The sequence below is a fragment of the Rhizobium fabae genome, from assembly GCF_003985135.1.
Classification (GTDB): Bacteria; Pseudomonadota; Alphaproteobacteria; order Rhizobiales; family Rhizobiaceae; genus Rhizobium; species Rhizobium pisi.
Map to the genome: position 1 here is coordinate 565,331 of NZ_ML133645.1, position 25,195 is coordinate 590,525.

34 protein-coding genes and 1 tRNA gene are annotated in these 25,195 nt (G+C 59.5%); 16 read left to right on the forward strand and 19 right to left on the reverse strand.

The genetic code is table 11. The features are described from left to right. The first annotated feature begins 110 nt into the window (after positions 1 to 110). Both EFB14_RS02885 and EFB14_RS02890 read left to right on the forward strand, forming a co-directional pair. Complete coding sequence (locus tag EFB14_RS02885) at positions 111 to 1,115, forward strand: LysR family transcriptional regulator (RefSeq protein WP_126822518.1); 1,005 nt, start codon at positions 111 to 113, stop codon at positions 1,113 to 1,115. Between the two features lie 60 nt (positions 1,116 to 1,175). Next, positions 1,176 to 1,643, forward strand: coding sequence for a hypothetical protein (locus EFB14_RS02890; RefSeq protein WP_126822520.1), 468 nt, complete (start codon positions 1,176 to 1,178; stop codon positions 1,641 to 1,643). On the opposite strand, the gene EFB14_RS02895 is transcribed toward EFB14_RS02890, so the two are convergent. Then, on the reverse strand, positions 1,644 to 1,925 hold the full coding sequence (locus EFB14_RS02895) for a hypothetical protein (protein ID WP_126822522.1): 282 nt from the start codon (positions 1,923 to 1,925) through the stop codon (positions 1,644 to 1,646). A gap of 175 nt (positions 1,926 to 2,100) precedes the next feature. Here EFB14_RS02895 and iolG point away from each other — a divergent pair, with 175 nt between their 5' ends. Further along, positions 2,101 to 3,093: an inositol 2-dehydrogenase gene (iolG, locus tag EFB14_RS02900; protein WP_126822524.1), complete on the forward strand. Its 993-nt coding sequence runs from the start codon at positions 2,101 to 2,103 to the stop codon at positions 3,091 to 3,093. 284 nt (positions 3,094 to 3,377) lie between these two features. Here iolG and EFB14_RS02905 read toward each other — a convergent pair whose 3' ends face one another. Then, positions 3,378 to 4,601, reverse strand: coding sequence for an ROK family transcriptional regulator (locus EFB14_RS02905; protein WP_126822525.1), 1,224 nt, complete (start codon positions 4,599 to 4,601; stop codon positions 3,378 to 3,380). Positions 4,602 to 4,828: 227 nt separating this feature from the next. Between EFB14_RS02905 and xylF the strand changes: the two genes are divergently transcribed. The 5 genes from xylF to EFB14_RS02930 all read left to right on the forward strand — a co-directional run bounded on the left by xylF (position 4,829) and on the right by EFB14_RS02930 (position 9,679). Next, positions 4,829 to 5,869, forward strand: coding sequence for a D-xylose ABC transporter substrate-binding protein (gene xylF / locus EFB14_RS02910; protein WP_126822527.1), 1,041 nt, complete (start codon positions 4,829 to 4,831; stop codon positions 5,867 to 5,869). Positions 5,870 to 6,132: 263 nt separating this feature from the next. Then, positions 6,133 to 7,446: a sugar ABC transporter permease gene (locus EFB14_RS02915; protein WP_126822529.1), complete on the forward strand. Its 1,314-nt coding sequence runs from the start codon at positions 6,133 to 6,135 to the stop codon at positions 7,444 to 7,446. A gap of 14 nt (positions 7,447 to 7,460) precedes the next feature. Next, positions 7,461 to 8,243, forward strand: coding sequence for an ATP-binding cassette domain-containing protein (locus tag EFB14_RS02920; protein WP_088672941.1), 783 nt, complete (start codon positions 7,461 to 7,463; stop codon positions 8,241 to 8,243). Positions 8,244 to 9,058: 815 nt separating this feature from the next. Beyond that, positions 9,059 to 9,135: transfer RNA gene (locus tag EFB14_RS02925), tRNA-Arg, on the forward strand. A gap of 154 nt (positions 9,136 to 9,289) precedes the next feature. After that, positions 9,290 to 9,679: a hypothetical protein gene (locus EFB14_RS02930; RefSeq protein WP_126822531.1), complete on the forward strand. Its 390-nt coding sequence runs from the start codon at positions 9,290 to 9,292 to the stop codon at positions 9,677 to 9,679. Here the strand turns inward: EFB14_RS02930 and EFB14_RS02935 are convergent. The 3 genes from EFB14_RS02935 to EFB14_RS32795 all read right to left on the reverse strand — a co-directional run bounded on the left by EFB14_RS02935 (position 9,662) and on the right by EFB14_RS32795 (position 10,804). Next, positions 9,662 to 10,087 carry a hypothetical protein gene (locus EFB14_RS02935; protein ID WP_126822533.1) on the reverse strand — a complete coding sequence of 142 codons (426 nt, stop codon included), beginning with the start codon at positions 10,085 to 10,087 and terminating at the stop codon, positions 9,662 to 9,664. The two genes, EFB14_RS02930 and EFB14_RS02935, sit on opposite strands and share 18 nt — an antisense overlap. Next, on the reverse strand, positions 10,084 to 10,494 hold the full coding sequence (locus EFB14_RS02940) for a hypothetical protein (protein ID WP_126822535.1): 411 nt from the start codon (positions 10,492 to 10,494) through the stop codon (positions 10,084 to 10,086). The genes EFB14_RS02935 and EFB14_RS02940 overlap by 4 nt, the downstream gene beginning before the upstream one ends. A gap of 148 nt (positions 10,495 to 10,642) precedes the next feature. Further along, a complete protein-coding gene (locus EFB14_RS32795; RefSeq protein WP_164737480.1) occupies positions 10,643 to 10,804 on the reverse strand; it encodes a hypothetical protein in 162 nt (53 codons plus the stop codon). Between the two features lie 128 nt (positions 10,805 to 10,932). Here EFB14_RS32795 and EFB14_RS02945 point away from each other — a divergent pair, with 128 nt between their 5' ends. From EFB14_RS02945 to EFB14_RS02970, 6 genes are all read left to right on the forward strand, one after another. After that, positions 10,933 to 11,178 carry a helix-turn-helix domain-containing protein gene (locus EFB14_RS02945; RefSeq protein ID WP_126822537.1) on the forward strand — a complete coding sequence of 82 codons (246 nt, stop codon included), beginning with the start codon at positions 10,933 to 10,935 and terminating at the stop codon, positions 11,176 to 11,178. Continuing rightward, positions 11,175 to 11,735 (forward strand): hypothetical protein, encoded by a 561-nt coding sequence (locus tag EFB14_RS02950; protein ID WP_126822539.1) that lies wholly within the window; start codon positions 11,175 to 11,177, stop codon positions 11,733 to 11,735. The genes EFB14_RS02945 and EFB14_RS02950 overlap by 4 nt, the downstream gene beginning before the upstream one ends. 37 nt (positions 11,736 to 11,772) lie before the next feature. After that, positions 11,773 to 12,072 (forward strand): hypothetical protein, encoded by a 300-nt coding sequence (locus tag EFB14_RS02955; RefSeq protein WP_126822541.1) that lies wholly within the window; start codon positions 11,773 to 11,775, stop codon positions 12,070 to 12,072. 12 nt (positions 12,073 to 12,084) lie between these two features. After that, on the forward strand, positions 12,085 to 13,047 hold the full coding sequence (locus EFB14_RS02960; protein ID WP_126822543.1) for a site-specific integrase: 963 nt from the start codon (positions 12,085 to 12,087) through the stop codon (positions 13,045 to 13,047). Beyond that, the gene (locus tag EFB14_RS02965; protein WP_126822545.1) at positions 13,044 to 13,874 is read left to right on the forward strand and encodes a hypothetical protein; all 831 of its coding nucleotides are present in this window, start codon (positions 13,044 to 13,046) and stop codon (positions 13,872 to 13,874) included. The genes EFB14_RS02960 and EFB14_RS02965 overlap by 4 nt, the downstream gene beginning before the upstream one ends. Positions 13,875 to 13,992: 118 nt before the next feature. After that, positions 13,993 to 14,319, forward strand: a complete 327-nt coding sequence (locus tag EFB14_RS02970) for a hypothetical protein (RefSeq protein ID WP_126822547.1) — start codon at positions 13,993 to 13,995, stop codon at positions 14,317 to 14,319. Between the two features lie 89 nt (positions 14,320 to 14,408). Here the strand turns inward: EFB14_RS02970 and EFB14_RS02975 are convergent, their stop codons facing one another. The 9 genes from EFB14_RS02975 to EFB14_RS03010 form a co-directional block, all read right to left on the reverse strand. Continuing rightward, positions 14,409 to 14,705 carry a hypothetical protein gene (locus tag EFB14_RS02975; RefSeq protein WP_126822549.1) on the reverse strand — a complete coding sequence of 99 codons (297 nt, stop codon included), beginning with the start codon at positions 14,703 to 14,705 and terminating at the stop codon, positions 14,409 to 14,411. Next, a complete protein-coding gene (locus tag EFB14_RS02980) occupies positions 14,702 to 15,142 on the reverse strand; it encodes a DUF5681 domain-containing protein (RefSeq protein WP_126822551.1) in 441 nt (146 codons plus the stop codon). Before EFB14_RS02980 ends, EFB14_RS02975 begins: the two co-directional genes overlap by 4 nt. Before the next feature lie 168 nt (positions 15,143 to 15,310). Continuing rightward, positions 15,311 to 15,961 carry a DUF3102 domain-containing protein gene (locus EFB14_RS02985; protein WP_126822553.1) on the reverse strand — a complete coding sequence of 217 codons (651 nt, stop codon included), beginning with the start codon at positions 15,959 to 15,961 and terminating at the stop codon, positions 15,311 to 15,313. Positions 15,962 to 15,963: 2 nt separating this feature from the next. Then, a complete protein-coding gene (locus EFB14_RS02990) occupies positions 15,964 to 18,750 on the reverse strand; it encodes a phage tail length tape measure family protein (protein ID WP_126822555.1) in 2,787 nt (928 codons plus the stop codon). A gap of 5 nt (positions 18,751 to 18,755) precedes the next feature. After that, positions 18,756 to 19,052, reverse strand: a complete 297-nt coding sequence (locus tag EFB14_RS02995; RefSeq protein WP_126822557.1) for a hypothetical protein — start codon at positions 19,050 to 19,052, stop codon at positions 18,756 to 18,758. A 122-nt stretch (positions 19,053 to 19,174) separates the two neighbouring features. Next, positions 19,175 to 19,447: a hypothetical protein gene (locus EFB14_RS03000; RefSeq protein WP_126822559.1), complete on the reverse strand. Its 273-nt coding sequence runs from the start codon at positions 19,445 to 19,447 to the stop codon at positions 19,175 to 19,177. 11 nt (positions 19,448 to 19,458) lie between these two features. Continuing rightward, positions 19,459 to 20,391: a hypothetical protein gene (locus tag EFB14_RS03005; protein ID WP_245438196.1), complete on the reverse strand. Its 933-nt coding sequence runs from the start codon at positions 20,389 to 20,391 to the stop codon at positions 19,459 to 19,461. Continuing rightward, on the reverse strand, positions 20,384 to 20,557 hold the full coding sequence (locus EFB14_RS32800) for a hypothetical protein (protein WP_164737481.1): 174 nt from the start codon (positions 20,555 to 20,557) through the stop codon (positions 20,384 to 20,386). The genes EFB14_RS03005 and EFB14_RS32800 overlap by 8 nt, the downstream gene beginning before the upstream one ends. Before the next feature lie 29 nt (positions 20,558 to 20,586). Next, positions 20,587 to 20,829 (reverse strand): hypothetical protein, encoded by a 243-nt coding sequence (locus EFB14_RS03010; protein WP_126822561.1) that lies wholly within the window; start codon positions 20,827 to 20,829, stop codon positions 20,587 to 20,589. Positions 20,830 to 20,907: 78 nt separating this feature from the next. On the opposite strand from EFB14_RS03010, the gene EFB14_RS03015 reads away from it, so the two are divergent. Further along, positions 20,908 to 21,408: a hypothetical protein gene (locus EFB14_RS03015; protein WP_126822563.1), complete on the forward strand. Its 501-nt coding sequence runs from the start codon at positions 20,908 to 20,910 to the stop codon at positions 21,406 to 21,408. Here EFB14_RS03015 and EFB14_RS03020 read toward each other — a convergent pair. The 4 genes from EFB14_RS03020 to EFB14_RS03035 all read right to left on the reverse strand — a co-directional run bounded on the left by EFB14_RS03020 (position 21,405) and on the right by EFB14_RS03035 (position 22,781). Continuing rightward, a complete protein-coding gene (locus EFB14_RS03020) occupies positions 21,405 to 21,728 on the reverse strand; it encodes a hypothetical protein (RefSeq protein WP_126822565.1) in 324 nt (107 codons plus the stop codon). The genes EFB14_RS03015 and EFB14_RS03020 overlap by 4 nt on opposite strands. Further along, the gene (locus EFB14_RS03025) at positions 21,725 to 22,039 is read right to left on the reverse strand and encodes a DUF6074 family protein (protein WP_126822567.1); all 315 of its coding nucleotides are present in this window, start codon (positions 22,037 to 22,039) and stop codon (positions 21,725 to 21,727) included. The genes EFB14_RS03020 and EFB14_RS03025 overlap by 4 nt, the downstream gene beginning before the upstream one ends. A gap of 92 nt (positions 22,040 to 22,131) precedes the next feature. Continuing rightward, positions 22,132 to 22,596: a hypothetical protein gene (locus tag EFB14_RS03030; protein ID WP_126822569.1), complete on the reverse strand. Its 465-nt coding sequence runs from the start codon at positions 22,594 to 22,596 to the stop codon at positions 22,132 to 22,134. Beyond that, positions 22,593 to 22,781 (reverse strand): hypothetical protein, encoded by a 189-nt coding sequence (locus tag EFB14_RS03035; protein WP_126822571.1) that lies wholly within the window; start codon positions 22,779 to 22,781, stop codon positions 22,593 to 22,595. The genes EFB14_RS03030 and EFB14_RS03035 overlap by 4 nt, the downstream gene beginning before the upstream one ends. Before the next feature lie 344 nt (positions 22,782 to 23,125). On the opposite strand from EFB14_RS03035, the gene EFB14_RS03045 reads away from it, so the two are divergent. Further along, a complete protein-coding gene (locus EFB14_RS03045; RefSeq protein ID WP_164737482.1) occupies positions 23,126 to 23,545 on the forward strand; it encodes an Arc family DNA-binding protein in 420 nt (139 codons plus the stop codon). Here the strand turns inward: EFB14_RS03045 and EFB14_RS03050 are convergent. Next, on the reverse strand, positions 23,542 to 24,807 hold the full coding sequence (locus EFB14_RS03050) for a tyrosine-type recombinase/integrase (RefSeq protein ID WP_126822577.1): 1,266 nt from the start codon (positions 24,805 to 24,807) through the stop codon (positions 23,542 to 23,544). The genes EFB14_RS03045 and EFB14_RS03050 overlap by 4 nt on opposite strands. Positions 24,808 to 25,195 lie beyond the last annotated feature (388 nt).

Here is a 25,195-nt window from a genome sequence, read left to right on the forward strand (position 1 = left end):
GTATGGATTCCTATAACTGTCAAATAGAATAACTGGTAATGTGCATAACAATTTTGGTATATCGTTAAAAAGTATTACTTTTGATGGAACGCAGTGGGGAGGCTGCAACCATGACGATTGTTTCAGAGCCCATTTCGATGGATCAGGTGGATATCCACACCGATAGTTTTGCCGATGACAGCCTTTTACGTGCGGGACTTAAGCTGAATCACCTGCGCATGATCGTCGCAATCGAAGATAGCGGACAGATTTCCGCAGCTGCGGAAGTCCTCAACATCTCGCAGCCCGCCGCATCGCGCATGCTGTCCGAAATGGAATCGATCACGAAGACGCCACTCTATGAACGCGTCGCCCGCGGCGTGGTGCTGACGACCTTCGGCGCGGCCCTTGCCAGACGGGCTCGGAAGATCCTCCTGGAGCTGCGCGAGGCGAGCCGGGAGATTGGCGAACTCAAGAGCGGCAAGGGCGGCTCGGTCTTCATCGGCGCGGTCACCGCGCCGGCCATGAGCCTCGTGGTGCCGGCGATCAACAGGGTCCGCAAGGCCTATCCCGGCATCGAGATCAACATCCAGGTGGAGACCAGCAACGTGCTGGCCCGCGAACTGCTCGCCGCCCGCCACGATTTCATCATCGGCCGCATTCCCGACGATCTCAACCCGCGCCTCTTCGAGGTGACAGAGATCGGCATCGAGCGGGCCTGCCTGATCGTGCACAGCCGCCATCCGCTTTTGAAGCAGAAGGTAAGCAGCCTTGTCGACCTCAAGGACTACGACTGGGTGTTCCAGCCGCCGGGCACGCTGCTGCGCCGCACGATCGAGGACATCTTCCTGTCGCGCGGCGTGGCTCTGCCCGAAAACATCGTCAACACCTCCTCGCTGCTTCTCACCTGCGCCATCGTCTGCGAAACCGATGCCATTGCTCCCATTGCCATCGACGTCGCCCAGTTCCTGGCCAGCCAAAGTTCGAATGCCTCGGATGTCCGCATGCTGCCGATCGATTTTGACATCAACGTCAAGCCTTACAGTCTGATCACCGCGAGAGAACGGGCGCTACCGCCGAGCGCAAGGCTGCTCTACGACATCATCCTCGAAGAGAGCCTGAAGCAGGCCGGCTGAAGCCCGGCAAGCCCTGCGCCATCTTGCCGGCTTCTAATGCCTGCGTCGAAAGGAAGGCGCATGCTGTTCGGACAGTCGGTATTTCAATCGGTCCTTGAGCGGCTGAAGGCTGAGGACGAGATGGAGGAAGGCGCCGAGGCGCCGGCCGCCCACCGCGTCTCCGGCCTTGCCACCGGGCTCGCTTTCGATGTCATGGAGGGTGTTTCCGCCGCCTCGCAGCGCGTCGGCCAGGCCTATTTCGACAATCTGGAACTCGATGCCGCCGTGATCGCGCCGGAGCCGGCGCCTCCGCCTGAGCCCGAGCCGGTCATGCCGGACCATCTCGCGCACACCGCCCCGGCAGAGGTCGCAGCCGAGCTCGCGATCTCCGCTGCCGACACACCGCTGACGCTCGGCGAGAAGCGCCGCGCCTTTGCCAGGGTCAATCATCCCGATCGCGTCGCCCCGCCGTTCCGCGACAATGCGACGAAGCGGATGACGCTGGCCAATCTGCTGATCGACGAAGCGCTGCGGCGAATCGGCCGCTGATTATTCCGCCTGTCCGTCCTTTGCGGGCTTCTCGGCGGTCGCCGCGGGCTCATCCTCATCCCCGGCGTCAGACTGCGTGACCGGCTCGGTGACCTGAGGCTGCGGATTGAAGGTCCAGAACAGCATATAGAAGGAATAGGCGCCCGCCCCGCCGGCAAGCACCGCCCAGAAGGGATCGCCGGTGACGAGCTCGACCACGGCCCAGCCGAAGCAGACGCCAACGATGGCAGCACGCACCCAGAGGCGGCGATATGCCGGATGGTTCGGATCGATCAGTTGCATCTTTATCCCGTGGTCGCATATGTCACACTGCTCTTGCATGTGTCGCGCTTGTCTTTAGTTCGAATCTTGCAATTGTGAAAGAGCCGCGGGCTTGACGCCGCGCAGAGAAGATGGAATGAAAATTCCAGATTTTTGGCAATTCGGTTTATTTGTTCCGAATTCAAGGGAGGTTGAAATGACTGTGAGATTTGGTCTTCTCGGCGCCGGCCGCATCGGCAAAGTTCATGCGAAGGCCGTCAGCGGTGACGCCAATGCGACGCTCGTCGCGGTCGCGGACGCCTTCCCGCAGGCGGCCGAAGCCATCGCTTCCGCCTATGGCTGTGAAGTCCGCACCATCGAGGCGATCGAAGCGGCCAAGGATATCGACGCCGTCGTCATCTGCACGCCGACGGATACGCATGCCGACCTGATCGAGCGCTTCGCCCGCGCCGGCAAGGCGATCTTCTGCGAAAAGCCGATCGATCTCGATGTTGCCCGCGTCAAGGCCTGCATCAAGGTTGTCGAAGAGACCGGCGCCAAGCTGATGGTCGGCTTCAACCGCCGCTTCGACCCGCATTTCATGGCGGTCCGCAAGGTCATCGACGATGGCAAGATCGGCGATGTCGAAATGGTGACGATCACCTCGCGCGACCCCGGCGCTCCGCCGGTCGATTACATCAAGCGTTCGGGCGGCATTTTCCGCGACATGACGATCCACGATTTCGACATGGCCCGCTTCCTGCTCGGCGAAGAGCCGGTCTCGGTGCTGGCGACCGCTGCCGTCCTCGTCGACAAGGCGATCGGTGAAGCCGGCGATTACGACAGCGTTTCGGTGATCCTGCAGACCGCGTCGGGCAAGCAGGCCATCATCTCCAACTCGCGCCGCGCCACCTATGGCTACGACCAGCGCATTGAGGCGCACGGCTCCAAGGGCGTCGTCTCGGCCGAAAACCAGCGCCCGGTCTCGATCGAAGTCGCAAACGCCGACGGCTACACCCGCCCGCCGCTGCATGATTTCTTCATGACCCGCTATACCGAAGCCTATGCCAACGAGATCGCAGCCTTCATCGCCGCGATCGAAAAGGGCACGAAGATCTCTCCCTCAGGCGCCGATGGTCTGGCTGCTCTCGCTCTCGCAGATGCCGCCGTCCAGTCCGTCCGGGAAGGCAAGCTCATCAAGATTGGCTGACGGCCCTCTCCCGACCGGAAGCCACGCATGAGATGGCCGGGCTCTGCCCGGCCATTTCGCGTTTGGTGACACCTGCAGTGTGTGAACCGAAGACCCCTCCCCAACCCTCCCCACAAGGGGGAGGGACTAACCTGCCGCGCCCGCTGCTTTCCATCTCACGGTTTCATCCGCAGAAAGGTTGATGTTGGCGCAATCGGTGCCACACGTGAGCCCCTCCCCCTTGTGGGGAGGGGTTGGGGAGGGGTAAGCGGCAATCATCAACGCCAATCGGTCGGCACCAGCTCTCACTCCGCGCTCTGCACACCCGACATCACAATATCCTGGTCGATCACCGACAGAGCCCGGTTCAGATGCCCGTCGAAGACCAGGATCTGCTCGTCGGCGACAACCCGGATCTCGGGCATGCCTTCCATGCGCACGACATGCGATTGGCCGAGCCCCTCCTCGATCCCCTGCCGGAGAAGGTCGTAATAGCGTGTGCCCGGGCCGGTGATGGCGATCGGCATGCGCTCGGTCAGGCTGAGCATGCGCGACAGGCCGTTGCCCAGCGCCAGCCCCGCCTGGCGGAAGGCGAAGGCGGAGGTGCGGTGGCCCTGGCGCGCCTTCGCGGCGATCTTGTCGAGTTCGGCCACCGGCACGAACTTTGCCGGGATCGTATCGAGCGGCACTTCGAAGGCGCTGCGCAGGATTGCGTAGAAACCGGCATAGGCCTCGATACAGCCGCGCGTGCCGCAACGGCAGAGCCCGCCGTTGGCCATATGCAGCATATGCCCGAAATTCGGCGCCGAGATCTCCTGGCCTGTCTGGCCCCCGCGCCGGACGATGCCGAGCCCGATGCTGTGGCCGAGCGAAAGCGCTGCCAGCGAGCGGAAATCAGCGCCCTTGGCGATCTCCTCACGCGCGCCGAGTGCTGCGGCGACCAGCAGCGTCTCGTTGTCGAGGATCACCTTGGCCTGCCATTCCGGCCGGAGTGCCGATTCGAAATCGATCTGGTCGCTACCGAAGATCGGCGACCAGAGGAGAACCGGCTCTGTGGAATTGACCAGCCCCTTGCTGCTGATCGAAATCAACAGCACCTTTTCCTGGGTGATCCTGGAGCGATCGAGAATGCGCAAAAGCCCGGCACGCACCGCCGCGACGAAGCGGGCAGCACCCGAAGGATCGTGCGACCGCTCCTCGTTGAAACGGTCGATCAGCTTGCCGGCATAATCCACAAGCGAATATTGCACGGCATCTGAGGAGATGATGACGACGATGAGATAGCCGCAGTCGCGCCGCTGGCGCAGAAGCACGCGCGGCCGGCCGCGCCCGCTTGCCGCCTGCTGCTCGGATTTTTCAATGATCTGGGCTTTTTCCAGCTCGGTGGTGATGGCCGAAATGGTGGCCGAGGAAAGCCCGGTAAAATCGGATATTTCGGTATGCGCGAGTGCGCCATGGCGGCGCAGCACGGAGAGCACGAGCACGCTGTTTCTCTGCCGGACCAGCTCCGTGCTCGACTTGGTCAGCATGAATGCCGCCCTCTCCTCCTGCTCGCTCTTCCCTTGATTTCCACTGCATCTCCGGCCTCCGTTGCGCAAGGGGAATAAGCCGGTAGTGCAGTGTTGACAGTTGAAAAAATCTCTGACACTAAATTTCTCGACTGTCGAGAAAAAAATCCGAACCTTTCTGGACAGCTTTTCGCGGTGGCCGGAGGAAGCATGGGCTGGGCCGGCCGCAACTCACTCGGGAGGACATTATGAAGTCTATTTATAAGCTGATGGCAGGTGCTGCCGTTCTCGTTTCTCTGCATACCGCTGCCATGGCTGCCGACCTCGTCGTTGGCGTTTCCTGGTCGAATTTCCAGGAAGAGCGCTGGAAGACTGATGAAGCCGCCATCAAGAAGGCTCTCGAGGCCAAGGGCGCCAAGTATATTTCCGCTGACGCACAGTCCTCAGCCGCAAAGCAGCTCACCGACGTCGAATCGCTGATCTCGCAGGGCGCCAACGCGCTCATCATTCTCGCCCAGGACTCCGACGCTATCGGCCCGGCCATCGAGAAGGCCGCTGCTGAAGGCATCCCGGTCGTCGGCTACGACCGCCTGATCGAAAACCCGGCCGCCTTCTACATCACCTTCGACAACAAGGAAGTCGGCCGCCTGCAGGCTCAGGGCGTCTTCAAGGCCAAGCCGGAAGGCAACTACGTCTTCATCAAGGGCTCGTCCTCCGACCCGAACGCCGACTTCCTGTTCTCGGGCCAGCAGGAAGTGCTGAAGGCTGCCATCGACGCCGGCAAGATCAAGAATGTCGGCGAAGCCTATACCGACGGCTGGCTGCCGGAGAACGCTCAGCGCAACATGGAGCAGTTCCTGACCGCCAACAACAACAAGGTTGACGCCGTTGTTGCTTCGAACGACGGCACTGCCGGCGGCGCGATCGCAGCGCTCGACGCGCAGGGCCTCGCCGGTTCCGTTCCGGTTTCCGGCCAGGACGGTGACAAGGCAGCACTCAACCGCATCGCTCTCGGCACGCAGACGGTTTCCGTCTGGAAGGACAGCCGCGAACTCGGCAAGCGCGCCGCTGAAATCGCTCTCGACCTCGCCGGCGGCAAGGACATGAGCAAGATCGACGGTGCCCAGGCCTTCAAGGGCGGACCAAAGCACGTGGAAATGAACTCGGTCTTCCTGAAGCCGCTTGCGATCACCAAGGAAAATCTGAACGTCGTCATCGACGCCGGCTGGATTTCCAAGGCGGAAGCCTGCCAGGGCGTCAAGGCCGGCACGGTCGCTGCCTGCAAGTAAGCCAGGGCTGAACTGAAATGACCGGCGCCGCTGCGGAACACCGCTGCGGCGCCGGATGCGGATGAGAACGTCATAGACGACGTTTTTTCCGCCTCGCCACACCATCGCGGACTTTCATTCCCTGCCGGAAGAGCGTCGCGACGCCACGCGACCGGTTTCCGGAAGCATCGCGATGGTCAGTTGAAGAACAGACTGATGACGCCGATGGCAGCCCTGGGCACGCCGGCGCGTCCGTCCACACAAAATGGGGGAACGGCAAACCCATGGCCGAAATGGTAAAATCCACAGCATCAAGCGGGCCGCGAACGGCGGAAGCCAATCCGGTGACCCGCTTCTTCCGCGCCACTGAGATCGACACGCGCCTGCTCGGCATGATCGGCGCGCTCATCATCATCTGGATCGGTTTCCACATCATCACCGGCGGCCTGTTCCTGACCCCGCGCAACCTCTGGAACCTCTCGGTTCAGACGACCGACATCGCCATCATGACGACGGGCATGGTGCTGATCATCGTCACCCGCAACATCGACCTTTCGGTCGGTTCCGTGCTCGGCCTCTGCGGCATGATCATGGGCGTGACGCAGGCCAAGATCCTGCCGGAATATATCGGTTTCGACAGCCCCTTCACCTGGGTGATCACGCTGCTGATCGGCCTCATCGCCGGCGGCCTGATCGGCACCTTCCAGGGCATGATCATCGCCTTTCTCAACGTTCCCTCCTTCATCGTCACCCTCGGCGGCCTGCTCGTCTGGCGCGGTGCGACCTGGCTCGTCACCAGCGGCCAGACGGTTGCCCCGATGGACCAGACCTTCCGCATCATGGGCGGCGGTGCCGAGGGCTCGATCGGCGCCACCTGGAGCTGGGTGGTCGGTATCGCCGCCTGTCTCTTCGTCATCGCCAGCATCGTCGGCTCGCGCCGCCAGCGCCGCCGCTTCGGCTTCCCGCGCCGGCCGATGTGGGCTGAATATTTCCTCGCCATCCTGAGCTGCGTACTCATCCTCGGCGCCGTCTCGATCGCCAACAGCTATTACTGGCCGATCAACATCGCCAAGAAATATGCCGAGACCAACAACATTCCCTGGCCCGAAACCGGCCTGGATATCCCGTATGGCATCGCCGTGCCGGTGCTGATCGCGATCATCGTCGGCATCATCATGACCTTCATCGCCACACGGCTGCGCTTCGGCCGCTATGTCTTCGCGATCGGCGGCAACCCTGAGGCGGCGGAACTCGCCGGCATCAAGACCCGCTGGGTCACCGTGCGCATCTTCGCGCTGATGGGCGTTCTGGCGGCCATCGCGGCGGCGATCTCCACCGCCCGCCTCAATGCCGCGACGAACTCGCAGGGCACGCTCGACGAGCTCTACACCATCGCCGCCGCCGTCATCGGCGGAACGTCGCTGGCAGGCGGCACCGGCACCATCGCCGGCGCCATGCTCGGCGCGCTCGTCATGCAGTCGCTGCAGTCGGGCATGGTGCTCGCACATGTCGATACGCCGCTGCAGAGCGTCGTCGTCGGCACCGTCCTCGTCGTCGCGGTCTGGCTAGACACCGTATACCGCTCCCGTGCCAAGTGAGAGGAGCCCTAGACATGGCTGATCAACGCACTCCCCTCGTGGAACTGAAAAACATCTCGATCTCCTTCGGCGGCATCCATGCGGTGGACAATGCCTCGGTCGATCTTTACCCCGGCGAAGTCGTCGCCCTTCTCGGCCACAATGGCGCCGGCAAATCGACGCTGATCAAGATCCTCTCCGGCGCCTACAAGCGCGATAGCGGCGATATCCTGATCAACGGCGAGCCGGCCGACATCCGCAATCCGCGCGATGCCAAGAAATACGGCATCGAGACGATCTATCAGACGCTCGCCGTCGCCGATAATGTCGACGCAGCCGCCAACCTCTATCTCGGCCGCGAGCTGAAGACCCGCTGGGGCACGCTCGACGACGTCGCGATGGAAGCCTCTGCCCGCGAAGTGATGGGGCGCCTCAACCCCAACTTCAAGCGCTTCAAGGAGCCGGTGAAGGCGCTCTCGGGCGGCCAGCGGCAGTCGGTGGCGATCGCCCGTGCGATCCTCTTCAACGCCCGCATCCTGATCATGGACGAGCCGACTGCAGCGCTCGGCCCCCAGGAAACGGCGCAGGTCGGCGAGCTGATCAAGCAGCTGAAGAAGGAAGGCATCGGCATCTTCCTGATCAGCCACGACATCCACGACGTCTTCGACCTCGCCGACCGCGTCTCGGTGATGAAGAACGGCCAGGTCGTCGGCCACGCCCGCACCGAGGACGTGACCAAGGACGAAGTTCTCGGCATGATCATCCTCGGCAAAGTCCCGCCCAAAGCCATCCCCGGCCCCGGCGCCATGCAGATCTGACCGCCGCGCCAAGGTCAGCGCCCACGAAATCACACTCCGCCGCCCGCAAGGCCGGCGGAGTTTTTTTTGCGTTTTTTGCCGATGGCCGGAGCCGAAGAACCCGCGCAACTTCCACGGCAAAGGCCGCCTCCCGATAGATCCGGCTGTCAGGGAGGTTTGGAAGGACGTTTTTAAAGGGGGCCTCGATCGTCTCAAGAACACCCTCCCCCGGCTCCGGCGCCATGCAAATCCGCCCGCCGCAAGCCCCATCGCCAAGCCATCCGCCGTCCCGCCCGCAAAGACGGCGGCGTCTTTTTGCTCCCTTTGACGAAATCGAGGCCGGAAAACCCGCACAAACGCCAATGGAAATGCGTCCTACCCATCAATTTCGGCTGCCAGCGAGGTTTGGAAGGACGTTTTTAAGGAGCCCCAACATTTTCAAAAAAAAGCAAAATGACGAAGCTCCTCTGCCCTCCCATCCATTTTTTAAAATGTTGGCCCTTCTTAAAAACGTCTTTGCCAATGATAACTGACTGATTTCTCTTATCTTTAGTGGCAGAGAGGTTTTTAAGCGGACGAAAATCGGCTCTTCTGCCTGCTGCCGGATTCACTTTTCCCAGCCACATCGAGCCGAAGCCCCACGCTCAAATCCGCGAAAGACACGCCCCAACCCGCAAACCGGACGGCGCACCAACCCTTCGGCCGCTAGGCCCGACGAACAAAAATCCCCGCCAAAGCACAAGCACCCGTATTTCTGAGAATTTCGCGATTGAAGCCAGCCGCAAGCTAGGCTAAGAACCACGCATCGGACAGGCGATTCAAACCGCCTCAAGCATGCACCCGTAGCTCAGCTGGATAGAGTGTTGGATTCCGATTCCAAAGGTCACAGGTTCGAATCCTGTCGGGTGCGCCATACTTCGCAGGGCTTTCAGTCTTCCGTTTCTCCGCAGAATTTTCTCCAGGAAGCACATAGGAAGCAGCACGCAGCCTTTTTGCGATGATTCAACTGATCTTGACTTCAGAGTGCATCCTGTCACGTTGCGGCTACGGAGCGTGGGGGAATTTTGATGGTTTTAATATTCATCGTGTTGGCCGTCGTGGGGTTCTTTTTCACGCCAGCCTGGTTAGGACTCGTTGGTTACGCCATCTACGTATTTGCATCGAGGGAAAGCCGTCGGAACAGGGCAGTCGAAAGCAGAGTCAAGAAGGTGATTGATGCCGGCCAGACCTATGGGGTCTTCCAGGATCTCTATTTTGAAGCTGCTCGCGGCTACGCAAGATCCAAGGGAGCGAAAGCCGCCGATACGGACGGAGCGTCAGCGCAAATGTTGGTGAATGGTCGACTATACTTTGTCGTTTTTGTCAAAGCGGCTGGCGGCGGCACTGCAGTCTCGATAACGGATGCCGCGCAACTACACAGAGAGGTTGATGAATTCGCGTCAAGAGCGCGTTCCTAAGACACCCTCCTGAACCATCCGAGCGTCATTAGCTCGTGCGGGCAGAAAGCCGCTGATCAGTTCCGCGCGCGTCCAATCGTCGTTCGCTTCTTGGTCGACAAAGTCACCGCAGCCAAACATGTATTCGGCCTTTGCGTGAACGCCTTCCAGGCTAGTCGGGCGATAGAAGCACAGCATCTCTGCGGCCTCGTTCTTTTCACAGCTCAATTTTTCCCACATAGCCACGGCGGCCTGGTCGCTCCATATCTCTGGCAGATCGCTCCAGCGGGCGATAGCGGCTTTGTGGGCGTCGATCAGCATCCGGACGATCGCGAGATCATCCATGCCCGCTGCAGCCTCTGGCAAGGGCACAGGAAGCGATGCCGCGGCCGCGCCACCCAGGAGCCGCCGGCGGGTGATTCTCGTCATAGCGCGCCCTCCTGCTCGAGGTATGCGAGAGCTGCGCGCATCATCGGGCCGACGAGAGGGCTGTCGCCCGTATCCTCCTCTTCGACCGCGAGGCGAAGGGCTGCCATGGCGCCGTCCCGGCTGATGGCCGGCGCCGTCCAGGTTGTCAGGACTGCGTGCGGCGGCTTCCACGAAATCGCACTGTATGCATTTGTACCGGCATCATCGAGCGGCGCGTTGGCGTTGAAGTCCGCCATACCTGCCCGGAAAGCAGAGACTGCATCCAGGATCGGATCTGCAGCGGCCGCATGAGCTGCGATCGGCGCCATGCCGGCGACACCGACGGCAGCAGCAGCGGACGAGGCGGCAATGAGTTGGCGACGGGTAAGCATGGCTTCGCCGGCGGCCTGAACGGGTTTGTCAAGCATGGTCATTACTCCGGTTGTGAGATCACTTTCGAACTTGGCCCGAAGGCCAAGGCCGAAGGAGATCAGGCGAGGTAGAGGTCCTTGAGGAGGAAGGCCGCAACCAACCCGATGATGATGATTGCAAGAGCGGTGATCATGATCAGATCCTTCATGCTTTGGACTTGACGAGGACGCCCGCGAACTGGCCCGGGAAGAGCTTGGCCTGACGGCGGCGGGCGAACTTCACGACGGTGACGTTGTCGCGCTGGTCTTTGATCTTGGCGACCTGGCCCTGCGATCCCTGGAAAGTGACTTCGTATTTGCGGCTCATGATCGTTTTCCCTTTGCCTATGAACATTTTCTGTTTATTAATAAACCAGAATAGTTAACCGTCGTCAACATGAAATGTTTACGCGTAAGCAAAAAATGTTTATGCATGAGGAGTAGCAAGAGGAACCGATGTTGCAAGCCAATCAGATCCGGGCCGCCAGAGCCCTCCTTAACTGGTCTCAGAGCGAGCTCGTCGAGAAGACCGGCCTATCGCTCACGACGGTCCGCAGAATGGAAGACGAGAAGATCGGGCCCGAGAGAAGCTCGGCCGGAAACGTCGCAACCGTAACGAAGGTCCTCGAAGAGGCAGGCATTCTGTTCCTCGAAGCTGGTCATGCGATCGAGGGCGGCCCGGGTGTGAGGATGGTCAAATGAAACGCCTCGTTTTGACTTTGGCGACGGTGCTAGCCTCGTCTTCGGCATGGTCGAGCACTACAGACCTGGACGCCGCTGTGATCCAAGCAACCCACTACGCGCGGGCCGCCATGCCCAAGGAAGACCGTCGATCACTTGCAAACGCTGCTCTCGCGTATTGGGAAAGCTTCGATAAGCGCATCCCGCGAAACTCGCCCCCGGTAATGGAATGGCTCAATAAAGAGCTGTCGACCACGGACTCCGCCAGGTTAAGCAAAGTCTTGGCGACACCTGAGTTTGCCTTATGGACGCTTGCTCAGACTTCTGAGGACTGTGTTGCGCGGTTCAACCTAATCGCCACCGCCTCACCCAATGTTTCCGCGCTGAGCGAACTGTATTTGTGGACGAGAACGCTGAGCTGCTACAAATCCCCCAACGACCTGTTGACGTATTTAAAGCAGGCAGGCCTGTCGAACGGACGGTGGGATGGGCCGTTCAGCATTCAGCATTTTGGCTTCTATCACGATACGATCACAGGCTCGCTGGCGAACGCGATTATTGAAGACGGCCGTCAGTAACGAGAAGAACTCTTATCGCTACCAAACGGGGGAATGGATGCGAGCTGTGAAACTGGTCTTGAAGGCGTCGCTAGCGCTGATCGTCACCGTGGTTGCAGGCGTGGCTCTGCTCCTACTTATTTTCGGCTGGTCGTCGTCGCGGGCAGAGCAGGAAAACGGCGAGTGCAGCATGCTGATCATCGAGAAGAAGATCGAGCCGATTACCAGGGCGACCGACTATCATCGCGCCTGCATGGCCGCCAAGGGCTACGGAATGCAGCCCAACTGCTACGTCGAGAACTTCACTGGCGCCTCGTGTTTCATCCCGAGGTGGATGTTTTGGGTCAACAAAGTCTGACGGGAGGGGAATATGTCTGCATTGACACTGGTGACTCCGCAGCCGGGTTTAGGCGCTGCAACCGATCTAAGCGCCGACGCGCTGGACTATGGCCGCGCGGCACTCTCAGAAAACACCATGCGCGCCTACAGACACGATTGGGAAGATTTTCGGTGCTGGACAGCGGAGAGAGGCAAAAGCTCGCTGCCGGCCCTCCCTGCGACCGTGGCGAACTATGCATCGTCATTGGCTTCTGCCGGCAAGAAGGTTCCGACGATCGCCCGCAAGCTCGCTGCTATTCGGTTCTTCCATCGCGGCGCCGGGGAGGAAAACCCGACGGACAATGCTGGCGTGGCTGCCATCCTGAAAGGCATCCGTCGCACCGTCGGCACAGCGCCCCGCCAGAAGGCGCCGGCGACCGTCGATGTCATTCACGCGCTGATGGCCCGAATCGAGCCTGAGACGCTGCAGGGCAGGCGGGATAGGGCTTTGCTCCTGCTGGGTTTTGCCGGTGCCTTCCGTCGTTCCGAACTGGTCGCCATTACCGTCGAGGATCTGACGTTCTCCGACGATGGGGTCGACGTCTTCCTGCCGAAGTCCAAGACTGACCAGGAGGCCAAGGGCCAATCGGTTGCCGTCCTGAATGGAAAGGCGCTAAGACCGGCGGACAGGCTCAAGGATTGGCTTGCGGCCGCCGGGATCACATCCGGCCCGATCTTCCGACGGATCAACCGCGGCGACCATCTCACGGATGAGCCGCTGACCGCACAGTCGGTCGCTCTGATCGTGAAGAAATACGCCGACGCGGCCGGCCTCGATGTCGAGCGCCTGTCCGGTCACTCATTGCGGGCTGGCTTCGTCACGTCAGCTGCAGAGAACCGGGCAAGCATCTCTCGAATCATGGAAGTGACCAGGCATCGCGATCCGCGGACGGTGGAAACCTATGTCCGTCGCGCCGATCGCTTCAAAGACCATGCCGGGGATGGCTTTCTGTGAGTGGAAATGACGGTCTGAAGATTACGACGCCGCGCGTCACCTTTCCTGCGGTCGGGCGCTGCATCTACTGCGGATCGGAGACGAAGAAGCTCGGCAAAGAACATGTCATCCCTTTTGGCTTAGCGGGACACGCCTTGGTGCTACCAGAGGCCAGTTGCAATGACTGCTCGACAGTCACGGGCAAGATCGAACAGGTTGTTTTGAAGCATAGCTTCGGGGCGATCAGAAACACTTTGGGACTGCCGACCCGGAACCCCAAAGATCGGCCCACAGAACTGCCGGTTTTCAAGAGCCACTTCCAGCCCGGTGCGACAGAGCCATATATGAACACCGAGACGACGCTCCCATCAGATCTCTACCCCCTACATTTCGTTGGGCTTCTGATGGACCATCCTGGCATGATTTCGGGGCATCCCCTCTGGCAGCCGCTTCCGTGGGATTTTTACACCGCAGCCAACGTCGACGACTTCCGACGAGTTAATCCGGAACAGGACGTTGCCCTTCGAATAGCTGCTATCAATCCATACGTGTTCGCCCAATTTCTCGCAAAGGTTGGGCACTCCTACGCCGTGGCGGCATACGGCATTGAAGGATTCGAGCCACTACTGCTCGACCTGATTTTTGGCCGAACCGACGGCAGATTCCGCCCCTGGATTGGTGGTGAAAAAGTAGTGCCCCCAAAGGAAAGTCACGGTCTTCATCATATTTCGGCCTCCCGAGTGAAGCGCGGAGGCTACGATCTCATTCTCGTCAAAATGCGTTTCTTCCGGCTCTTTCCATCGCCAATCTATTACGCCTTAGCTGGCCGAATCCGACCATCACCCTAACGATAATGGTCTTTCTCGCTAGCAGGGAGATCCAGGGAGATCGCCTAAATGGCGTAATAGACACAACCCCCGTTAGACATCATTCTCGTGGCATGTGGAGAGTTGGGGGGATTCCATTATGAAATACAGCTTTTGTGCCGCCGCGTTTGGCGTGGCGTCGCTCATTCTTTCGGCCAGTACAACAAACGCCGAAGAGGACATCTGCAAATCAGCCGGCGAGGCTGCGCGTGCCGTCATGACACAAAGGCAGAGAGACATCGATATGTCTGTCATGATGGAAGTCGTCGACAAGCAGCAGGAGATCGACGAATTGAAGAAGGCATTTAGGCAGTTGATCATTGCAGCTTATGAACGGCCAGCTTTTTCGACTGAAGATATGCAGGGGAAGCAAATAGCTGAGTTCGCGAACGAAGTCCTGCTCGCCTGCTACAAGCGGGTGAAATAGGGGCGCCGAGGCTAGCAGGAGATGCCGTTCTGCGGGTGATTCCGCTGAACGCCCACCGCAGTTTGACCCATCCGCCGCCGTGTTCCCATTCAGACGGGCAAGAGTTTTGCTTCTTGAGCCACGCGCGACAGTTCTTCGATTCCGAAGCGGGCGATATAGAACTTTTCCAGTTCATCGAGCTCTTCCAGGCTGAGCCCCATCATCGCTGCCGTCGGATTGTGCGGGAGGTGCGGACGGATCTTTTCCATGATGAGTCCCATTTGCTCCTGCTTCTCCACCGGCAAGCCAAGATAGTATGGATCGTTCGCCCAATCCCAGCTGATGTGGCCGACGTCCGCTGCCGCCTTCTGCTCTAGGCGGACCAGTCGGCGTTCTGCATTCTTCATTTGCGGATGATCCTTTCCTCGAGTGCCTTCAATCGCGCCTCATGCTCCACGGCCTCGAGGGCGAACACGTAGCGGCTGCAGAGGCTGGCGATGGCGTCCGCCTCGTCCGTTGTGAGATGGCCCTTAGCAACCGACTGCAGGAGCACGGCAAGGGCGCCAGGCACGTCCGCCGCACTCGCCACCTTGGGGAAGTTGTCGACCGTCACCACGCGGCCTTTGCGGACAGGCGCGATACGCTCCATGCAGAGCTTAAGCGCCGAACTGTCGCCGGCTAGCGCTGCCTTGATGGCCTTGCGAGTGAGCTTCGTTGCCTCCTTGCCGAGCAGCTGCTCGATGGCAAGTGTGGTTTGTGACCTGGCACCCTTCGGCTTGCCCGGATTGCCCTTGGAGAACCTGCCCTTTCGGTCGCGAGGACCGGTATATTTTTCCGTTGTCAAATTAGCCTCGACCGTTCCTGCGTCCGAATATGATGCGGACGTGCAGCGAATCCCGGCCAGCCCGAACCACCGTGGATGCTGTCATTTGCAATCATTGGAGATGACCGGCAAAGCCGTAAAAAGCCCGTATTTGCGGGACTTTCAAGCTGTCGAGAATTCCGGTTATCGCTACAAGACACCGAGATCCCTCCGTCCGTCTTCCTGGGCTGCCTCCCTGGCGAGCCGCATATAGCGCCGCGCCTGGCCGCGGGTGATCCCGCTCTTCTCTTCCACCCATGGCCCGAAGTGACCATGCGGCAGTTCTGTCTTGATGGCGATGAGCTTCCTGCCGAGATCGATTGCTTTGTCTCGCTCTGCATGCGAGCGAGCGCGGCCTACCTTGGTTTTGATGTGGCCGGCCGTGTCCTGCGATGCCATGCACTCTTGTGCGAAGGCCGTGAGCCGGTAATAGATGGCGCCGGCAAGGGCATGACGCTGATGGCTGAAGCCGCGGAGTTGGTTGATCGTCGCCATGATCGGCCCGAGCGGGATTCGGTCCCACCATTCCAGCCATTCCGACGTGCGCTTCTCCACCCAATCAGGACATGCCCTGATGAGGTCAGAGACGGCCCACAGGCTCGCCTGCTCGATCAGGGCATTATTGTCGCGGGTTTCGCTCAGCGTCGTCATGACGAGCCGGTAGTGGCCTTCGCCGTACTTCGCCAGGATCTGGCACATCGTGGCAACCGCACGCGTCTCTCCGGGCCGCGGAAACACGTTGCCTGGGACGATTTTTACATCGTACTCGGCACAGATGGCGCGAACGAGCGCTTCGGTCATTGTCAGCTCCTCGTTACCTGCTGGACGGCGCGACGGAACTCATCAGCCATCGCTTGACGAGAGCGCGCATCGCCCAAATTGCCGCCGTTGAAATTGACGCGAAGATTGATCGGCCGTTCCGACTTGCCGCTACCGGACGAGCCGCCGGCGCTGCGCTGATCCGACACCTTGCTGTCGTCGACGATCAGGACACGTTCCTTGTTGCGCTTGAAGAATTCGACCTTCTGATCTTCACCTGGCAGGATCTGGCCGCCCAAGGCGAAGCCTGGGTTATGTTGTGTGCCAAGTACGCTCGGAGTGATATTATAGGTGGCGTAACCGATGGCGCCGGTTCCGTTCGTGAAGGTGATCCCAGGTCCCATATAGGGGGAGTTGTAATCGACGATCGCCGAGTTGGAATTGGCGCTTGACCTGCCGTAACCGCCGCTCTTGGATGCTCCACCGCTGCCCGAAGAGCCGTAAGAACTGCCGGCCGTCGAGCGCGCTGCTGACGCAGCCGATTTGATCCCGGATTCGACCGACTTCAGGCAGGCGACCATTTCCGTGAAATCGCTCTCATAGGTTTCGAAATAGTTGGTGTGAATCCTGAGTTCCTGAACCGCGTTGTATAGGTGATCCTCGATCAGGGAGAGCGTATCACGACCACCCGAGAGCAGAGCCGCCGTGCTATTTGCGTTGGTGACCTGCCCGCCGCCCTGCATTTTAAGCAACTCCGGACCCTTCTCACCGACGAGATAGGTGCCGCCGGCAGAGACTGGCCCGCCTTCAGCGCGGTAACCCCAAACCGCTTGATAATCCCAATACGTTTCGCCGGAGTACACACCAACGCGCGTATTGAACTCTTGCGGCGACATTGCCAGCAGTTGCCCTCTGTTGAGATATACCATGCCAGGGAACGATGGCGATTGGGGGGTACCATTGCCGCCATAGACCGTGTGATTCTTGCCGTTGACGTTGTACTGCTGCATCGTCATATCGGGAACGCCACCACCGAGGACGTTGACGTTCTTCGTTCCGCCACCCGAGGAAGGGACGGTATACTGCTGGATGCCGATCGAGATCGTCTTGTTGGGGATGTTCAAAATTGCCTGGGATAGGCTCGCGATGGACGCCTCAAGATCCTGGACGCGTAAGCTCCCATTGACGATGCTGTCAACGAAAACGTCGATCGGTTGATGATCTCCGCCGAGCGCGTAGAGGCTCTGCCTGATCTTCTCGATGCTGTCGTTTGCGGCTTTGGCGCCTGTGGTTCCGGCACTCAGCGCCTCATAGACCTTCCGGATGGAGCCTACCGAGGCCTCGAGCACACCTGATGTTTTCTCGGCAGATGCACCAATGCCGAAAATGTCGGATGGCGCTGTTTTCGCCGCATCATTCAACAGTGACTTTGTTTTGTCGAGTTCGGTTTGCAGCTCCCTGAGACCTCTGCTGGCGCGCTTATACAAAAGAAGTTCTTCAGCACGGTTGAAAGCAGAGGACCGGAAGAGATCACTGTCACGCCCGGTAATGTCCTTAATGAGATCGGCCGTCGTGTTGATGGGCCGGATTCCCTGGCTGATATCAGCGCCATTCTGATCTGCAAGCTTCTTCAGCCGCTGATACAGATTCTCGACGTTGGAAGCGGCCTTGCCGGCGCTGACAGCGGCGGTCTCCATCATCGCAGGTAGGGACTTGGCAGCCTTGATGGCTTCCTCGTCAATCATCCTGAGATTATTAGCCAGGGCCTTTTGCGAGTCCCAAGCGTTTCCGCTCACTGCAATGGCGGAGAGCGCATCTTGGTAGGCCAGAAGGTCGGGTTTGCCGGCCTTGACTCCTTCTCGCAGGTCATTGATTGCCTTGGCGAATTGATCGAAGACGTCCACGTTTCCGGCGAAGTCGGAAGCGGGGAGGCTTAGAGCTTCGTGCAGCGTATCTTTAGCTGCATCCGCCACGACACTGAGCGTATTCTCCAGTGTTTCCTTGGCGTTCGCCGCGATCGTGGAGCGGCCGTCGACAGCCATCTGTTTCAGGCCCTCTGCCGCAATACCGTAGGCGTCTTTCAGAGCCTCGATATTCTCCGCGTGTTGCTTCAACAGTGTGTCGACCCGCTTCGTGCCATCCTCGGCGCTGGTGAAATATTGGATGAGCGCAGCCGTGCCGGCAACCAGACCCATGGTCACCAGAGAGACCGGGTTCAGCAACGACGTGAACGCAATGGCCAGCCCCTTCACGGCGCCTGTCGCGCCCATGGGACCAAGGACCGAAGATAGCTGCGTACCTTGCTGCAGAGCGATCTGCAGCGGCGACATGCCCATCGCCGACGTGACCGCGATGTCTTGAAATTGTGCGGCAATGTTCGCTGTTTCGAAGTGGCTTGCGCCAACCTTTGCCGACGCGCCGATCGTCGCGGGAGCCTTCGGAATTGATTTGACCGCGGTGCTGTAGGATTTGATCGCATCGATGGCGGATAGGGTGGCCTGACGCTCACGCGAGAGTGCTGTGGCCATCTCGTTCACCGAAAGGGCGCCGAGGCGATGCGCATCCCGGATCTCGGTTTGGGCGGCCTTGTAGCGTTGGATGACGGCGAACGTCGGATTGTACTTCGCTCGCAGCGCGTCCTGCTGTTGAAATAACGCCTGCGCTGACGATTGCGCCGACTTGGCCATTTCCTTCTGCGCCTTGCCGAGTTGATCCGTCATCCGCTGCGCATTCACAGCAGCCTCGCCGATCTCCTGAAGCTCACGTCTGACCACGCGGCCGCCCGTCTGTGCGCCCGAGGGATCGATGACAATTGAGACGCCTACAGACATTGCAATCAACCTTTGTGAAGTGTGTCGAGCGCTTCCCGCGTGGCGCGGTAGATCGCATCGAGGGTGGACAAGGCGTGGTCAGCCACTTGGCGCACTGCCAGGTGCTCCTCGGTAATCCAAGGCCGGCGGCCGTATGCCTCGACCATCTTCTCGATTTCGGCTTTCCGCTCCCGGTAGGTCTTTTCCATGTTCGAGCGAGCGAGCCTGTAGCTGGCGCCCGATCGGGCAAGTTGATCCTGCGCCGCATCGCCGAAGGCTTCGACGCTGTCGCGAAACGTGGCCATCGCCTGGGTTGAATTCATGTCAGCAGCCCCCGAGTCGCTTGATTTCCGGTTGATTAAATTTCAAAGGCAGCGCCCCCGCCGCTGGGAAGCCACGGCCGGCAACCGGAAACTGACCGTGGAACGACGGGGGTCGCATCTCGTTAGGCCGCCTTGGCCGAAACGTTGGCCTCGGTGCGCGAGATCCGGAGAATTTCACGGGCGAAAGCGCGGGCGACCTCAAAGGCTTCACGCTCGCCTGCACCGCTCTCGCCCCGTCGTTCGGTGTTCGCCACCTTCTCGAGGAAGCGGTCGTAATGGGCATCAATCCGGTTGGCGATTTCGGCCACCGGCAGAGTCGTGGTTGCGACGTCAGCCAAGGAGGCCATAAGTAGGCCTCTGGCGAGGTCGGTAAGTGCGATGCTGTTCGTGTCCATGGTCAGTCCTTTCAACCGGGATGATGTTTCCTGAAATGTGCTTCGAGGGCCCCTGACAGTGGGCCGCCAACGCTCTCAAGCGCATCACGGAAGGCGCGGTCATCAGAGCGCTTGCGCTCAATCTTGACGGCCTCCAGCAGTTGAGACTGCTCATCGAGATTCATGGCCTTCACGCTCGACATGATCGAATCCATGTCGATTTTGGGCTGCTGAGACTTGGTCGCCCGAAGCGCTGCAAGACGATCGATCTCGTCCTCGACGTCGCGGAACTCCGCGTTGAAATCGTGCGGGACCATGCCAAGGGCTTCGCGGACGTCATCGCGGGCGCCATCGACGGCTCGCTCCACGGTGGACACTGCCGCGTCAAGCTCGTTCAGGGCTTCGATCTCGTCGCCATAGCGCTCTTCGAGCAATTGGCGGGTGAGATCATCGCGGGTCGATGGCAACAGGCCCGTAAGTTCCACTGGAACGCTAAGCGCTGCCTCCTTGATCAGAGGATCAGAGGCATTGCGGACGGCTTTCGTGCGCTCATCCGGCTTCATGGAGCGCAACCAGGCGCGTGCTTCTTGCCGCCGCATCTCGCTGACGATGTCTTTCGGATCGTGGTCGAACGCCTTCATCGCGGCCCGGCGGGATTCGATCTCGAGGCGATACTTGCGCACCTGCTCGGCAGCTGCCGTTCGGATGGCCGGAATGGTCTCGCCGCGTGCGACGTCCTTCAGCTGCTCGGCGATGCCGGCGGGCGTGAATTTGCCCGTCTGCTTCAGCAGATCGCGCTTCGCCTTCAGCCCGTTGGCCGCGTCCTGAATATCGCCGTAGAGCTGCCGCAGCGTGGTGAAAGGTCCGCTCTCGCCACGATCGCGCCATTGCGGTTGCCATGGGCCGATCCATGCGCCCTTGTCGGAACGCGCTTTGCCGGGGAACTTCGAATCCTGATTAATCATCGCTCTTGCCCCCGAGCTTCAGGTCGCCGCGGACGCTCCTGCGCGCCTGGGCAAGGTTGCGGTCAATGTGGCTCATGTCCGTAACCGGAGTGTCGGGCTGCCGGCCGAACTTGGACATGTCGACGTTGACGCCGGGTTTTACTTCCGTGGTGTGCGAGGGCTTCATTGCTTGGATTCCTTGCTTGGGAGGTGGGATTAGCCGTCGATCGCCGCGGGCGACGGAATGTCGCCGGGTTCGAAGACGCCCGAAAACTGGCTACCCGTGGCAAGAAGCTTCTCGCCCGCGGCCTGGATGACATATTCGTTGACGCTGATGCCGGCGCGGCTCGATGCGGCAAAGAGAGCGGCGCGAAAGCCAGAGGTCACCCGGCCGCCGTTCAACATGACGTTGACGATGGGATCTTTCTGCCGGCGCTGACTGCTATCGATAAGTGGCATTCCCGCTACTCCTGGATCTCCGTTTCGAGATGCAGAAGAACACGGATTTCAGGCTATGAGGATTGGAAGCGTCCGGAGATGTATGCGCGTTTTTTTAAACGGATTAGCTACATAAAGCTAATTGCTAAAACGCCAGTTTCCCAGAAGATGTATTCTGTTCAGCATGCAACTTTTTGGGAGGCGCATATGTGCTGTGGTGAAGGTCACACTGTCACTCTTGAAGCTGACGCCAACAGCTTCTTCGGCGTTCTGTCGGTACGATGGGAAGATGTTCTGAAAGCCGTTTACACCTGTCTCGCCAAAGCCGATATCAAATTTACAGTTGGTTCTCTCAAGATTATCCCGACCCACTATGCCATCGATTACTCAGCCAGCAAGGTGAAGTCGAACATTAGTCTTGATGCCGATATCGTCACAGCAATTAATGCGGAACTCTCGAAGATCTTCGACGGCGCCGGTGTCGAGCGGCTCGATTTAACGCATTTCCCATTCGATATATCGAGAGATGCAATCCCTCAATGTGCGGCATGCTGCTGCAGCGGGAACGGGGGCGTTCCAGGGATGTGCTGTCCCTGCTAAGCTATAATACCAAGGTGATCGAAATAGCGCCGGACTCTGGGATGCGTTCGCTTTCCCTCGCGGAGATATTCCAGCGCCGCTATGTCGCCGTGGATCACCATCTCCAGCGCCGGCGCGGAGATATCGAGCGGCGCGCCTGGCTTTGATTGTCGACCGATGCCGAATTCTTTGCACCAACCGCGGAGCGTCTTCTCGTCCCGGCCGGTGCGGTGCACTGCGGTCTTGAGGTTGATGATCTCGTCCGGACGCATCAGGATAGGCCACGGCCCGAGCCCGTCGGCTGCCAGCAGCTCACTGCGCGAGAAAAGCATATCCGTCATGCGGCGCCCCGCGGATCGTTGCTGCCGGCGCCGGACCGGCCGTAGGCCATACGGACGATCTCCTGCTCGACTTTCGTCCAGAACGCGCCGAGCTGTTCGTCCTGCTCATCTTCCGGGAGCCCGATTTTTTCGAGATGCAACAGCAGGGCCTCAGTGACCTGCTTGCGATACCAGTCGGCGTGCCGATCGGTCGTTTTGTCGAGCATCTTCAGGGCGACGTCGCGGATCTTGCCGATACGAGCTTCCATCGGGAAGATGATCAGCTTGCAGGGAGGCTGCCAGGCGAAGAGAGGAAGATCGTTGTCACGCATCGGTCGCTACCTCCATGGTAATACTATATGTGTCCCTGTGGTCGGACTGTTGTTCCCTGAAAATCGGCCTCACAGTCCGATTGATCGTACCGTCACGCACGTTTTGCCCTCCTCTCGGGTGTCCATTGTCCCTGTGGTCGGACTGTGTGTCCCTGTGGTCGGACTGTTGTTTTTTCTTCAGGAGGGTTCCAGCGCATGAAATCCTTCGTCGGAAGTTCGCCTGTGACAGAACACGCGTATTCGGTAAGCCGCCATTCGGTGGACACTCGGCTCTTGACGTTGAAGCCGCTGAGCTTGGAAATGGCGATGAAACCCTTTTCCCGGAGATTGTCTAAGCTTCGATTTCCGGTGTCTTTGCTGGCTGCGCCGATCGCCGCTGCAGCTTCTCTTGCACTGAGTCCTATCCGGCCGTTGTTCAGGCCATCGTGACGCCACTTCAGTTCAAGGTACACGGCCTTATCGTTGGCTGTCAGAGCCGCCCAGGCTGCAGAGCGCATCACATAGCCGTCGATCATCAAGAACTTGGATTTGCCTTTGCGCTTGAACCTGCTGCTCATCCGTGAGCCTTTCTAAGCACGCGGTAACGGTTCGACAGAGCCGCGGCCTCGCACGCTTCCAAGGCGCTGAGGCCGAACCGCTGGCGAATATGAGGGATGATCGGCTGGGGCGCCGGGTTCTGCTCAGCGAGCCACTGTGCTGCCTGGACGACGCTTTCGCTGTGCTGGTGATCGGCACCGGTCATGCGGCCCTCTCTGAGGTCGAAGCAACTGGACGCGACAGACGACCAGCCGCCCATCGATCTAGATCTTCGACATCGTAAAGCGGAATTCGGCCGGCGTACCGCATTGCGGGGCCACCTCCCACCGTCGCCATCTTGTTTAAGGTAGCAAGAGCGATCGGTATTCCGTGCTTTTCCATGAGATAACCGGGAACTTCTGAGCGACGCAGCCGCGGTCTTTCTGAAATCATTTACGGTCTCCACAATTTCATATGGCATTAGTGCCATATCTGGCATATTGGAGATAAAGGTGGTTAAGTCAATACGAATGTATGGCACTAATGCCATATCTTTTCTGTGGGGCGGCAGTGGCTAAGAAACAGCTGGTCAAGGACCAAGACAAATTCATCGTGAGATTGCCGCCAGGCATGCGCGAACGCATTAAGGAAAAGGCCGATCGGGCCGGGATGTCGATGAACGAGGCCGTCGTCTACTGTCTGGAGCAGTTCTTCCCGGCGCCGGCAACCTTTCAAGATCGGGTAGATAGCCTTGCCGAGAAGGTTGCGGCGCTTAAGCGTGGTAGTGATCTGGAGGCCCAAGTCGATGAGATCACAGACATGATCGAGAGTACGCTCCGCGAGATCGCCAACGACAAAATCGCGGTCACAGCGGGCTTTGCCGAAAAGGTAGCAAGACGTGTTGAAGAGTGGGACATTGAGGATTACGAGCGGGCACAGGATCGACCTTTTGACGTCGAAGCTGCGCCCGGAGATCCATTCGATGACTAAGCCCGCCGCGGCAAGTCGATAACGGTTGCTGTCTTGCCAGTCAGCATTCGATACACCTCGGCTGATACCTTGTTCGCCGCTGCGATAAGAACGCTATCGAGGTGGTGGATATATCGTTGGGTGACATTGCCGGCCGCATGACCGAGGAGTGCGGCGATGGTTATTTCGGTGAATCCCAGATCGCCGGCCACGCTGGCGTAAGAATGCCTGAGGGTATGCGACGTCACCCCCTCCAAGCCCGCCCTCGCCGTTAAGCGCCCGATGGCCTCGTCGAGTGAGGTGTAATGTCCATCCTCGCTCCGCGGTCCAGGCAAAACATATGGATTGCCGGCTCGCCTCGGCACCTTCGCCAGTGCCTCGAAGACCGGCCGCCCAACTGGACGGACCGATGCATCTTCCTTCGAATCGTCGAGCCGGAAGCAACTGCCACCCTCATCGACTTCCGACCACATTAGACCGGCGATCTCGCTCAGTCGGAAGCCGGTAAGCAGGAATAGCCTTGTCCCCACAACACCCTGCCACAGCTCGTCATCTGCAGCGTCGAGGGCCTCGCCGAGCGCCCGATACTCTTCCGCGTCTAGGCGCCGCGTACGCTTGCCTACGGCGGGTTTTTTGATGCCTCGGGCAACATTTTGCTGGATGATGCCTTCGGATGCCGCATAGGTCAAAATCGCGCTCAGGAGCGTCACTGACTGCGAAGCTGTGCCGGCGCCGCCGGTAACGATCGCTCGCCCCCGTACCTTCCCGGTCTTCTCATCTGTCGCGGTTTTGCCGACGGTGACATCCCGCATCATTTTCACCGCGTCGGCCGTCGTCAGATCCTGCACGAGCTTATTGCCGAGAAGCGGGATGATGTGCCGGTTTGCCCTCCCCTTGTCGACGTATAGCGTCGATGACTTCTTCGGCTTGCCACGCTTCCCGAAGATGAGCCCCTTATCGGCTGCCTCGAAATAGATCTCGCAAAGGTCTTTGACCGTCAGGGACTTCCGTCGCGTGGCTCGGTCGAGCTGAGGGTCTTCACCGCGTGCTACGTCGCCCAGGACAGCCTTTGCCTGCTTGCGGGCTTCTTCGACGGTGAGAGCCCCATGGGTGCCTACCTTGAACCGTCTGGTTTGCTTTCCGGCCCTGTATTGGGCCACATAGGTTTTCTTCCCCGAGGGCCAAACACGGACGCCGAACCCCGGCAGTTCATCGTCCCATTCAAAGTAGTCCGCGTCCCTCTTCACCAAGCTGTCAATCAGCCTTTTCGTCAACTTTGCCACCGAACGTCCTCACCTTGCAGGAAGCACATAGGAAGCGGAAGGAAGCAAATGGCAGAAAACTTGATCCCAACCGTTGTAATTGCGGAAAGTCATTACCGGTTGAGATTGAACACAAAATAATGATGGAGTAAAGAACAGGAAGCGCCGGAAAACAATCTAGCCTTGCTTTCCGATTCCAAAGGTCACAGGTTCGAATCCTGTCGGGTGCGCCAAATTTCCGCCATTCCGGAACTAAATTGGGCACAGAGGTCCGCTATTGGCCGATACCGTTGAAAAAGTCGGTGTTGCTGTCGGTGTGAAGTTCTGATTCAGTCGTTCCAGGCATTGGGAGGACAGTACGATGATGGGCGAGCGGACAGTGATGCAGGAAGCGCTGTTTTACGAGTTC